Origin of the sequence: Escherichia sp. MR (assembly GCF_005280595.1) — a bacterium.
Lineage (GTDB): Bacteria > Pseudomonadota > Gammaproteobacteria > Enterobacterales > Enterobacteriaceae > Escherichia > Escherichia ruysiae.
In genome coordinates, this window is record NZ_SZVK01000053.1 from 1 (window position 1) to 12219 (window position 12219).

11 protein-coding genes are annotated in these 12219 nt (G+C 52.6%); 7 read left to right on the forward strand and 4 right to left on the reverse strand.

Annotated elements, in window-relative coordinates; translation table 11 throughout:
• The first annotated feature begins 443 nt into the window (after window positions 1-443).
• The 4 genes from yjbE (at window position 444) to FC814_RS18430 (ending at window position 4341) form a co-directional block, all read left to right on the forward strand.
• Window positions 444-686, forward strand: coding sequence for an exopolysaccharide production protein YjbE (yjbE, locus tag FC814_RS18415; protein WP_001233407.1), 243 nt, complete (start codon window positions 444-446; stop codon window positions 684-686).
• 186 nt (window positions 687-872) lie between these two features.
• Entirely contained in the window at window positions 873-1511 is a 639-nt protein-coding gene (locus tag FC814_RS18420) for a YjbF family lipoprotein (protein WP_085461290.1), read from the forward strand.
• A complete protein-coding gene (locus FC814_RS18425) occupies window positions 1508-2245 on the forward strand; it encodes a capsule biosynthesis GfcC family protein (protein WP_000595527.1) in 738 nt (245 codons plus the stop codon). The genes FC814_RS18420 and FC814_RS18425 overlap by 4 nt, the downstream gene beginning before the upstream one ends.
• Window positions 2245-4341 (forward strand): YjbH domain-containing protein, encoded by a 2097-nt coding sequence (locus tag FC814_RS18430; RefSeq protein WP_000745786.1) that lies wholly within the window; start codon window positions 2245-2247, stop codon window positions 4339-4341. Before FC814_RS18425 ends, FC814_RS18430 begins: the two co-directional genes overlap by 1 nt.
• 46 nt (window positions 4342-4387) lie before the next feature.
• On the opposite strand, the gene FC814_RS18435 is transcribed toward FC814_RS18430, so the two are convergent.
• Window positions 4388-4666 carry a hypothetical protein gene (locus tag FC814_RS18435; RefSeq protein ID WP_010344805.1) on the reverse strand — a complete coding sequence of 93 codons (279 nt, stop codon included), beginning with the start codon at window positions 4664-4666 and terminating at the stop codon, window positions 4388-4390.
• Window positions 4667-4879: 213 nt separating this feature from the next.
• Here FC814_RS18435 and psiE point away from each other — a divergent pair, with 213 nt between their 5' ends.
• Window positions 4880-5290, forward strand: coding sequence for a phosphate-starvation-inducible protein PsiE (psiE, locus tag FC814_RS18440; RefSeq protein WP_000202898.1), 411 nt, complete (start codon window positions 4880-4882; stop codon window positions 5288-5290).
• A 93-nt stretch (window positions 5291-5383) separates the two neighbouring features.
• On the opposite strand, the gene malG is transcribed toward psiE, so the two are convergent.
• The 3 genes from malG to malE all read right to left on the reverse strand — a co-directional run bounded on the left by malG (window position 5384) and on the right by malE (window position 9268).
• Entirely contained in the window at window positions 5384-6274 is an 891-nt protein-coding gene (gene malG, locus FC814_RS18445) for a maltose ABC transporter permease MalG (RefSeq protein ID WP_001252058.1), read from the reverse strand.
• Window positions 6275-6288: 14 nt separating this feature from the next.
• Window positions 6289-7833, reverse strand: a complete 1545-nt coding sequence (gene malF / locus FC814_RS18450) for a maltose ABC transporter permease MalF (RefSeq protein WP_010344809.1) — start codon at window positions 7831-7833, stop codon at window positions 6289-6291.
• A 244-nt stretch (window positions 7834-8077) separates the two neighbouring features.
• The gene (gene malE, locus FC814_RS18455) at window positions 8078-9268 is read right to left on the reverse strand and encodes a maltose/maltodextrin ABC transporter substrate-binding protein MalE (protein WP_000695404.1); all 1191 of its coding nucleotides are present in this window, start codon (window positions 9266-9268) and stop codon (window positions 8078-8080) included.
• Window positions 9269-9632: 364 nt separating this feature from the next.
• On the opposite strand from malE, the gene malK reads away from it, so the two are divergent.
• Window positions 9633-10748 (forward strand): maltose/maltodextrin ABC transporter ATP-binding protein MalK, encoded by a 1116-nt coding sequence (malK, locus tag FC814_RS18465; protein ID WP_000179160.1) that lies wholly within the window; start codon window positions 9633-9635, stop codon window positions 10746-10748.
• A gap of 72 nt (window positions 10749-10820) precedes the next feature.
• Window positions 10821-12161 (forward strand): maltoporin LamB, encoded by a 1341-nt coding sequence (lamB, locus tag FC814_RS18470; protein WP_000973648.1) that lies wholly within the window; start codon window positions 10821-10823, stop codon window positions 12159-12161.
• The last annotated feature ends 58 nt before the right edge of the window (window positions 12162-12219 follow it).

Sequence of the window (12219 nt, forward strand, 5' to 3'; positions counted from 1 at the left end):
CTGATAGAAACAGAAGCCACTGGAGCACCTCAAAAACACCATCATACACTAAATCAGTAAGTTGGCAGCATCACCCATAGCACGATTGATTAAATAACCTTAATAACAATGCCGACTATAAGTCGGCATTGTTCTATCAGATAAATCCTCTTGTCTGTGATTTAACGAAAATCATACCGTGAGGTTAATCCTAAAATAGATTTTTAGTCTGTAATTATTTCGGAAAATACGCAGGTCAATCGCTTTTGTGTTTATTTTAACCTCATGATTAACTTAATTATTTATATATAATAAAAAATATATAATTGATATTTATTCCAATTATCCTAAAACCCCACCACTAATTCCTCGCGCCGTAATTCACATGCTTTAGTTGTGTATACTCGATCCCGCCCGAAATGTTTTTGGGTAAATCTCCATTCATTCAATGAAGGGAAATTGTTATGAGAAAAGTTCTGTATGGCATTTTAGCCATATCTGCGCTTGCGGCGACTTCTGCGTGGGCTGCACCTGTACAGGTGGGCGAAGCGGCAGGGTCGGCAGCAACGTCGGTTTCGGCGGGCAGTTCCTCCGCGACCAGCGTCAGCACCGTAAGCTCGGCGGTGGGTGTCGCACTCGCGGCAACCGGTGGCGGTGATGGTTCTAATACCGGAACCACCACAACCACGACCACCAGTACCCAGTAATAACGTATGTATCCCCAAAATAATTCGAGTTGCAGGAAGGCGACAAGCGAGTGAGTCCCCGGGAGCATAGATAACTATGTGACCGGGGTGAACGAGTGCGGTCACCGCATCTGCAGCTTGAAGTATGACGAGGATTAACCATAACCACACTCCGGTGTGGTTATTCTGCCCCTCTGGAGAAGAGTCGTGAAGCGACCTGCACTCATTCTTATCTGCCTGCTATTACAGGCCTGTTCAGCCACGACTAAAGAGCTGGGCAATTCACTGTGGGACAGTCTGTTCGGCACGCCAGGCGTACAGCTGACGGACGATGATATTCAAAATATGCCCTACGCCAGCCAGTACATGCAGCTTAATGGCGGGCCGCAGTTATTTGTGGTGCTGGCCTTCGCTGAAGACGGACAACAAAAATGGGTCACTCAGGATCAGGCCACTCTCGTCACACAACATGGTCGTCTGGTGAAGACTTTGCTTGGCGGCGACAACCTGATTGAAGTAAATAACCTTGCCGCCGACCCGCTGATTAAACCCGCACAAATTGTTGATGGCGCAACCTGGACGCGCACGATGGGCTGGACCGAGTACCAGCAGGTACGCTACGCCACCGCACGCTCAGTCTTCAAATGGGATGGCACCGATACCGTCAACGTCGGCAGCGATGAAACTCCGGTTCGCGTGCTGGACGAAGAAGTCTCCACCGACCAGGCGCGCTGGCATAACCGCTATTGGATCGACAGCGAAGGACAAATTCGCCAGTCGGAACAGTATCTCGGCGCGGATTATTTCCCGGTGAAAACCACTCTCATCAAGGCAGCAACACAATGATTAAACAAACTATTGTCGCGTTGATTTTGAGCGTGGGAGCGTCATCGGTCTTTGCGGCGGGCACCGTCAAGGTGTTCAGCAATGGCAGCAGTGAGGCCAAAACGCTGACGGGCGCAGAGCATTTAATCGATCTGGTGGGGCAACCGCGACTGGCGAATAGCTGGTGGCCCGGTGCGGTGATCAGCGAAGAGCTGGCAACGGCAGCAGCATTGCGGCAGCAGCAGGCGTTGCTGACACGGCTGGCAGAACTGGCAACAGATTCCAGCGCCGAGGATGCCGCCGCGATTAACGCCTTACGTCAGCAAATTCAGGCGTTGAAGGTGACGGGCAGGCAAAAAATCAATCTTGATCCCGATATCGTCCGCGTTGCGGAACGTGGTAACCCGCCGTTGCAGGGCAACTACACGCTGTGGGTGGGTTCCGCTCCGTCAACGGTCACGCTGTTCGGGCTTATCAGTCGTCCTGGCAATCAGCCATTCACCCCAGGTCGCGACGTAGCGAGCTATCTCTCCGGGCAGAGCCTGCTTAGCGGTGCAGATCGCAGCTATGCGTGGGTGGTTTACCCGGACGGGCGAACGCAAAAAGCGCCGGTGGCTTACTGGAACAAGCGTCACGTAGAGCCGATGCCCGGCAGCATTATTTATGTTGGCCTGGCGGACTCCGTCTGGAGTAAGACGCCTGATGCCCTGAACGCCGACATTCTTCAGACTCTGACGCAGCGGATACCGCAATAATGAAAAAAAGACATCTGCTTAGCTTACTGGCGCTGGGCATTAGCACGGCCTGCTATGGCGAAACGTATCCAGCGCCCATCGGGCCGTCGCAATCGGATTTCGGCGGCGTCGGTCTGTTACAAACGCCCACCGCGCGCATGGCGCGGGAAGGGGAATTAAGTTTGAACTATCGTGATAACGATCAGTACCGTTATTACTCTGCTTCAGTGCAACTCTTCCCGTGGCTGGAAACAACGCTGCGCTACACCGATGTGCGCACCCGGCAGTACAGCAGCGTCGAAGCGTTCTCTGGCGATCAAACGTATAAAGATAAAGCCTTCGATCTCAAACTGCGTTTGTGGGAAGAGAGTTACTGGCTGCCGCAAGTGGCGGTTGGTGCGCGGGATATCGGCGGTACGGGGCTGTTTGATGCGGAATATCTTGTTGCCAGCAAAGCCTGGGGGCCGTTCGATTTTACGCTCGGCCTGGGCTGGGGATATCTGGGCACCAGCGGTAATGTGAAAAATCCGCTCTGTTCAGCCAGTGATAAATATTGCTATCGCGATAACAGCTACAAACAGGCGGGATCTATCGACGGTAGCCAGATGTTCCACGGTCCTGCCTCACTGTTTGGCGGCGTGGAATACCAGACGCCCTGGCAACCGCTGCGCCTGAAACTGGAGTATGAAGGCAATAATTATCAGCAGGATTTTGCCGGTAAGCTGGAGCAAAAAAGTAAGTTTAACGTCGGGGCGATTTATCGCGTTACCGATTGGGCCGACGTTAACCTTAGCTATGAACGTGGCAACACCTTTATGTTTGGCGTTACGTTGCGCACCAACTTTAACGATCTGCGCCCGTCTTACAACGATAACGCCCGCTCGCAATATCAACCGCAGCCGCAGGATGCCATTTTGCAGCATTCGGTGGTGGCGAATCAGTTAACGCTGTTGAAATACAATGCCGGACTTGCCGATCCGCAGATCCAGGCGAAAGGCGATACGCTGTATGTCACCGGCGAGCAGGTGAAATATCGTGATTCGCGTGAAGGGATCATCCGTGCTAATCGGATCGTGATGAACGATCTGCCGGATGGGATCAAAACGATCCGCATTACGGAAAATCGCCTTAACATGCCGCAGGTGACGACGGAAACCGATGTCGCCAGCCTGAAAAATCATCTCGCCGGAGAGCCGTTGGGCCACGAAACGACGCTGGCGCAAAAACGCGTCGAGCCGGTGGTTCCGCAGTCCACCGAGCAGGGCTGGTATATCGACAAATCGCGCTTTGATTTCCATATCGATCCGGTGCTGAACCAGTCGGTTGGTGGCCCGGAAAACTTTTACATGTACCAACTGGGCGTGATGGGAACGGCGGATTTGTGGCTGACGGATCACCTGCTCACCACCGGTAGTCTGTTTGCTAACCTTGCCAACAACTACGACAAGTTTAACTACACTAATCCACCGCAGGACTCGCACTTACCGCGCGTTCGTACCCACGTGCGTGAGTATGTGCAGAACGATGTCTATGTGAATAACCTGCAAGCCAACTACTTCCAGCATCTGGGCAACGGCTTCTACGGTCAGGTCTACGGAGGTTATCTCGAAACCATGTTTGGCGGTGCGGGGGCGGAAGTGTTGTATCGCCCGCTGGACAGCAACTGGGCGTTTGGTCTGGATGCCAACTACGTTAAACAGCGTGACTGGCGTAGCGCGAAAGATATGATGAAGTTCACTGATTACAGCGTGAAAACCGGTCATTTGACCGCGTACTGGACGCCATCTTTCGCCCAGGATGTGTTAGTGAAAGCCAGCGTCGGGCAGTATCTGGCAGGGGATAAAGGTGGCACGCTGGAGATCGCCAAACGCTTTGATAGCGGCGTGGTGGTGGGTGGCTATGCCACGATCACGAATGTTTCGAAAGAAGAGTACGGAGAAGGGGACTTCACCAAAGGCGTGTATGTCTCTGTACCGTTGGATCTCTTCTCGTCTGGCCCGACACGCAGCCGTGCGGCAATTGGCTGGACGCCGCTGACGCGTGACGGTGGTCAGCAACTTGGGCGTAAGTTCCAGTTGTATGACATGACCAGCGACCGAAGCGTGAATTTCCGCTAAGCCGTGGGAAAGGTGCCAGTTTTCGCAATCACTGGCCCCCTCATTCTTAATGGCCTGTCGAGCCATCAGGAACGCAGTTCACCCCCGGTTTGCGATCTGGTGTGTAAAGGCGAAAACATTCTGTCTTCCTGTCCGTCGATATCGGTTGCAGGTCTGATTGCCTGAGCGACTGAGCCATCATTGGGCTGGAGACATTGCTTTGCGGAAGGTCGGCTTTATCAGCAGTACCGAGCGGACCGGCAAAAGCAGGAAGAACAGAGACTGATAACAACAAAGCAGCAAAATAAGGCTTCATTTTTACCACCTTTATCAGGTTACGTTTCATTTGTTCCAGAGGAACATTGTCGATTTTTCGCGCTTTGCTGGTGGCCGGGAATCACCTGAATGGGTGATTTTTTGAGGCTGTGTGTTTTGCCAGATGCGACGTTGATGGGAGATGCCCACTTAATTGAGCTGAACAAAACATACACAAAAAATATAGATCCCCGTCACATTTTTGCGTTATACAGGAAGCTCGCCACTGAGTTGGAGGGCTGTTATGACGTCGTTATCTCGTCCGCGCGTGGAGTTTATCTCCACCATTTTGCAGACCGTTCTCAATCTTGGCCTGCTGTGCCTCGGCCTGATTCTGGTCGTATTCCTCGGCAAAGAAACGGTGCATCTGGCTGATGTGCTGTTCGCCCCAGAAAAAACCAGCAAATATGAGCTGGTGGAAGGGCTGGTGGTTTACTTTCTCTATTTCGAATTTATCGCCCTGATTGTGAAGTACTTCCAGTCCGGTTTTCACTTTCCCTTACGTTACTTTGTCTATATCGGGATCACCGCCATTGTGCGCTTGATCATCGTCGATCATAAATCGCCACTGGATGTATTGATCTACTCGGCAGCGATCCTGTTACTGGTGATCACACTATGGCTGTGTAATTCGAAGCGGCTGAAGCGGGAGTAAAAAAAGGCGCTCCAGGGAGCGCCGAATAACAGTCACAAGTTGGGATAACGTAAGTTGAGGGTGCAGCGGCATAACATTGGCAGAACAACATCTTTAACCTTTCACACCACCTGCCGTCAGGCCATTGACCAGCCAGCGTTGAGCTAGCAAGAAGACGATGGTGATCGGTAATGCAGACATCACGGCAGCGGCGGCAAAATCGCCCCACAGGTAGTTTTGTGGGTTGAGGTATTGCTGCATCCCCACGGCCAGGGTGTAGCTGTTCACGTCACGCAGTAACAACGACGCGACCGGAACTTCAGTAATGGCAGCGATAAACGACAGGATGAACACTACCGCCAGAATCGGTACTGACAGCGGCAGCAGTACGAGGCGGAAGGCTTGCCACGGTGTCGCACCGTCCAGCGCCGCCGCTTCTTCCAGCGAACTGTCGATGGTTTCGAAATAACCTTTAATCGTCCAGACGTGCAGCGCAATCCCGCCCAGGTAAGCAAAGATAACGCCGCCGTGGGTATTCAGACCGATAAACGGAATGTACTCACCCAGACGGTCAAACAACGCATACAACGCCACCAGTGAGAGTACCGCCGGGAACATCTGGAAAATCAGCATTCCTTTCAGCAGCGTCGCTTTGCCTGGAAAGCGCATACGGGCAAAAGCGTAGGCGCAGGTGGTGGAGAGCGCCACGATACCAATCGCGGAAATCCCGGCGACCTTTACTGAGTTCCACAGCCATAGCAATACCGGGAACGGCGGTGGCGTAATGCGACCATCGGCCTGTTCAACGCTAAAGCCTAACGCCAGTTTCCAGTGATCCCACGAGATTTGCTCCGGGATCAGGCTGCCGGTCGCGAAGTTCCCCTGACGCAGCGAGATTGCGACGACCATCAGCAGCGGGAACATAATCGCCGCGATAAAAAGTAGCAGTAGCAGGTGAGTAATAAACAAACGTGCTTTTTGCGATTTCGGTTGGACCATTGCCATTTTTGTTATCTCCCTTAATCAAACTTCATTCGCGTGGCTTTCAGGTTCACTATCGCCAGCGCACCCACCAGCAGGAAAATCAGCGTGGCAATCGCTGCTGCCAGACCGAAGTCCTGACCTCCGCCACCTTCAAAGGCGATACGGTAGGTGTAGTTAACGAGCAGGTCGGTATAACCGGCTGGCGTGGTGGTGCCAAGACGATCCGGGCCACCGTTGGTCAACAGTTGAATCAGCACGAAGTTGTTAAAGTTAAAGGCGAAGCTGGCGATCATCAGCGGTGTCAGCGGCTTGATCAGCAGCGGCAGCGTGATTTTAAAGAAGTTCTGGAATGGACTTGCGCCATCCATCGCTGAGGCTTCATACAGGTCGTCAGGAATCGCTTTCAGCAAGCCCATGCAGAGGATCATCATGTACGGATAACCCAGCCACGTGTTGACGATAATCAGCATCGTCCGTGCGGTGGTCGGATCGCTAAACCAGGCGGGCTTCACGCCAAATAGCGCGCTCAACATCATGTTGATTTCACCGAAGCTCTGGTTAAACAACCCTTTGAAAATCAAGATTGAAATAAACGATGGCACCGCGTAGGGCAGAATCAGCAGGACGCGATAGACCGCTTTGCCGCGCAACGCTTCCCATTGCACCAGACAGGCCAGCACCATGCCGACTGCAACCGTTAAAAAGACAGTGATCAGTGAGAACATCACGGTCCAGACGAAAATCGCGAGGAACGGTTTCTGAATGCCTTCGTCGGTGAAGACGCGGGTAAAGTTTTTCCAGCCGGTAGTCACGGTGTAACCGGGGCTGAGTTTGTCGTCGCCCCAGTTGCCATCGGCGGTGATGGACTGGTAAAAGCCGGTCTGGTCATTCGGGCGATATTTGACGCCACTCTGGTTATTGGTCAGCGTACCGTCATCGCCCAGTGTGTAGAGCGGTTGTGTGCCAGAGAACTGGCGCAGGGAGCTCATCATCACTTTGTTGTCATCCGGGAGGATGGCGGTAATGTTGCTCAGCGCCTGACGATTTTGGGTAATCACGCGCAGATTTGCGCGCTCGCCCTCAGGCTGTGTGGCACTTTCTTTCAGTTGCAGCTTTTGCTCGCCGCCAAATTTAAAGGCATCGGAGAGATAATGCTTACCGGTTTCGCCATCGGTGAGCGCCAGTTGCCACTCATCACCTGCCGGATAAAGCCCGAAGTTATAGGTTTTGCCCGCTTGCCAGGAACGATCTAACAGAACTTCCTGGGCGCGTTCAAAAGTTAGCTGGTTAGTGCTGCTGTAGTTGGTAAAAGCAATGGCGATGGTGCAGACCAGAGGGAAGAGCACGAACAGCCCCATTCCTGCCATTCCCGGATAAACATAGCGCCAGGCGTAGGCTTTCCGGTTGGCGAAAATATACAGCCCCGCAGAACTTAAAATCAGCGTGGTAATGGCGAACAGGTACTCCCCTTGTGCGTACATTAAAACAACAAGGTAACCCACCAGCAGGCCAAGCAGACCTAACACTGACCATTTCAGCGCGTCGCTTTGCCACCAATGTTTCTTTTTAATGACATCCATGGGGTTCTTCCTCATTCCTGGACGGATAAATGATTACACCGCATCCGGCAACAACCGCCTGATGCGGCGCTGGCGCGCCTTATCAGGCTTACGTACAGTTCGTTTTTCCAGGTCGGATGAAGCATTTACGCCGTATCCGACAACAACCGCCTGATGCGACGCTGACGCGTCTTATCAGGCCTACATATGCTTCGGTTTCGTAGGCCGGATAAGGCGTTCACGCCGCATCCGGCATTTCACAGCATTACTTGGTTATACGACCCTGCGCATCTTTCAGCGCGGCATCAACAGTTTGACGACCGCTGGCGGCGTTGATCACTGCGGTACGCACGGCATACCAGAAGGCCGACATCTGCGGGATATTCGGCATGATTTCACCGTTCTTGGCGTTATCCATGGTGGCGGCAATACGTTGATCTTTCGCCAGCTGATCCTGGTAAGACTTCAGCGCCACGGCGCCCAGCGGTTTATCTTTATTTACCGCTTCCAGCCCTTCGTCAGTCAGCAGGTAGTTTTCGAGGAACTCTTTTGCCAGTTCTTTGTTCGGGCTGGCAGCGTTGATGCCTGCACTCAGAACGCCAACGAACGGTTTGGAAGGTTGTCCCTTGAAGGTCGGCAGCAGCGTCACACCGTAGTTCACTTTGCTGGTATCGATGTTGGACCATGCCCACGGACCGTTGATGGTCATCGCCGTTTCACCTTTGTTAAAGGCCGCCTCTGCGATGGAGTAATCAGTATCCGCATTCATGTGTTTGTTTTTAACCAGATCAACCAGGAAGGTCAGACCCGCTTTTGCGCCGGCGTTATCCACACCAACGTCTTTCACATTGTATTTGTCATTTTCATACTTGAACGCATAACCACCGTCGGCAGCAATCAGCGGCCAGGTGAAGTACGGTTCTTGCAGGTTGAACATCAGCGCGCTCTTACCTTTCGCTTTCAGTTCTTTATCCAGTGCCGGGATTTCTTCCCAGGTTTTTGGCGGATTCGGCAGCAGGTCTTTGTTATAAATTAGCGATAACGCTTCAACGGCAATCGGATAAGCAATCAGTTTGCCGTTATAACGTACAGCATCCCAGGTAAACGGATACAGCTTGTCCTGTAACGCTTTGTCTGGGGAGATTTCAGCCAATAGGCCAGATTGGGCATAGCCGCCAAAGCGGTCGTGCGCCCAGAAAATAATGTCCGGACCATCGCCAGTGGCCGCAACCTGGGGGAATTTCTCTTCCAGCTTATCTGGATGCTCAACGGTGACTTTAATTCCGGTATCTTTCTCGAATTTCTTACCCACTTCTGCGAGGCCGTTGTAGCCTTTATCGCCGTTGATCCAGATTACCAGTTTACCTTCTTCGATTTTGGCGAGAGCCGAGGCGGAAAACATCATCGTCGTCAAAACAGATAATGCGAGGATGCGTGCACCTGTTTTTATTTTCATAATCTCTGGTCCTTGTTGGTGAAGTGCTTGTGAAAACGCCTGAACGGACTCTAGTTTCTTTATACGGCAACCTCTTTCCATCCTCCTTGCCCCTACGCCCCACCTTCGTTTTATGTGATCTGCATCGCAGAAACGGCAGTATTGCGGTAAGGCGCACACAAAATTGCCATGTTTTTTGCAAGCAATATCACGAATTTCCTTACTTTCCCTCGGATTAGTATGCAGACCCCACCTTCTCATCCTCCCGCCTCCTCCCCCATAAAAAAGCCAGGGGGTGGAGGATTTAAGCCATCTTCCGATGACGCATAGTCACTGCATCATGAATGTTGCTGTCGATGACAGGTTGTAACGAAGGGAGAAGGGCATGGCGAGCGTACAGCTGCAAAATGTAACGAAGGCCTGGGGGGATGTGGTGGTATCGAAAGATATCAATCTCGACATCCACGAAGGTGAGTTCGTGGTGTTTGTCGGACCGTCTGGCTGCGGTAAATCCACTTTACTGCGCATGATTGCCGGTCTTGAGACGATCACCAGCGGCGACCTGTTCATCGGTGATAAACGAATGAACGATACCCCGCCAGCAGAACGCGGCGTCGGCATGGTGTTCCAGTCCTATGCGCTCTATCCCCACCTGTCTGTGGCAGAAAATATGTCTTTTGGCCTGAAATTAGCAGGCGCAAAGAAAGAGGTCATCAACCAGCGTGTTAACCAGGTGGCGGAAGTGCTGCAACTGGCGCACTTGCTGGATCGCAAACCGAAGGCGCTCTCCGGCGGACAACGTCAACGTGTGGCGATTGGTCGTACGCTGGTGGCCGAGCCAAGCGTGTTTTTACTCGATGAACCACTTTCCAACCTTGATGCCGCGCTACGTGTACAGATGCGTATCGAAATTTCCCGTCTGCATAAACGCCTGGGGCGCACGATGATTTACGTCACCCACGACCAGGTCGAAGCGATGACGTTGGCCGACAAAATCGTGGTGCTGGACGCCGGTCGCGTGGCGCAGGTCGGGAAGCCGCTTGAGTTGTATCACTATCCGGCCGACCGCTTTGTCGCCGGTTTTATCGGTTCACCGAAAATGAATTTCCTGCCGGTAAAAGTGACCGCCGTTGCAATCGATCAAGTCCAGGTTGAGCTGCCGATGCCAAACCTCCAGCAGGTCTGGCTGCCGGTTGAAAGCCACAACGTTCAGGTCGGCGCCAACATGTCGCTGGGCATTCGCCCGGAACATTTACTGCCAAGCGATATCGCCGACGTCATCCTTGAGGGGGAAGTTCAGGTGGTCGAGCAGCTCGGCAACGAAACGCAAATTCATATCCAGATCCCTTCCATTCGTCAAAACCTGGTGTACCGCCAGTCTGACGTGGTGTTGGTAGAAGAAGGTGCCACATTCGCTATCGGCCTGCCGCCAGAGCGTTGCCATCTGTTCCGTGAGGATGGCACTGCATGTCGTCGACTGCATCAGGAGCCGGGCGTTTAAGCACCCCTAAAAAAGACACAAAGCCTGTGACAGGCGATGTGAAAAAAGAAAAGCAATGACTCAGGAGATAGAATGATGATTACTCTGCGCAAACTTCCTCTGGCGGTTGCCGTCGCAGCAGGCGTAATGTCTGCTCAGGCAATGGCTGTGGATTTCCACGGTTACGCTCGTTCCGGGATCGGCTGGACAGGGAGCGGCGGTGAACAACAGTGTTTCCAGACCACTGGCGCTCAAAGTAAATACCGTCTTGGCAACGAATGTGAAACTTATGCTGAATTAAAATTGGGTCAGGAAGTGTGGAAAGAGGGCGATAAGAGCTTCTATTTCGACACTAACGTGGCCTATTCCGTAGCACAACAGAATGACTGGGAAGCCACCGATCCGGCCTTCCGTGAAGCGAACGTGCAGGGGAAAAACCTGATTGAATGGCTGCCAGGCGCCACTATTTGGGCCGGTAAGCGTTTCTATCAGCGTCATGACGTTCATATGATCGACTTCTACTACTGGGATATTTCTGGTCCTGGTGCCGGTCTGGAAAACATCGACGTTGGCTTCGGTAAACTTTCTCTGGCAGCAACGCGTTCTTCTGAAGCGGGCGGTTCGTCTTCTTTCGCCAGCAACAATATCTATGACTATACCAACGAGACTGCGAACGACGTCTTCGACGTGCGTTTAGCGCAGATGGAAATCAACCCGGGCGGCACCCTGGAACTGGGTGTTGACTACGGTCGCGCTAACCTGCGTGATAACTATCGTCTGGTTGATGGCGCATCGAAAGATGGCTGGATGTTCACTGCCGAGCATACCCAGAGCATCCTGAAAGGCTTCAACAAGTTTGTTGTTCAGTACGCAACAGACTCGATGACCTCGCAGGGTAAAGGTCTGTCGCAGGGTTCTGGCGTTGCGTTTGATAACGAAAAATTTGCCTACAATATCAACAATAACGGTCACCTGCTGCGTATCCTCGATCACGGTGCGATCTCCATGGGCGACAACTGGGACATGATGTACGTGGGTATGTACCAGGATATCAACTGGGATAACGACAACGGCACCAAATGGTGGACCGTCGGTATTCGTCCAATGTACAAGTGGACGCCTATCATGAGTACCTTGCTGGAAGTGGGCTACGACAACGTCGAATCCCAGCGCACTGGCGACAAGAACAATCAGTACAAAATCACCCTCGCACAACAATGGCAGGCTGGCGACAGCATCTGGTCACGCCCGGCTATTCGTGTCTTCGCAACCTACGCCAAGTGGGATGAGAAATGGGGTTATGACTACAACGGTAGCTCCTCTTCCAACCCGAACTACGGCAAAGCTGTTCCGGCGAATTTCGAAGGCGGTAGCTTCGGTCGCGGTGATAGCGATGAGTGGACATTCGGTGCCCAGATGGAAATCTGGTGGTAATAGCAATATGTAGGCCGGATAAGGTGCTTGTACCGCATCCGGCAATCAACGCCTGATG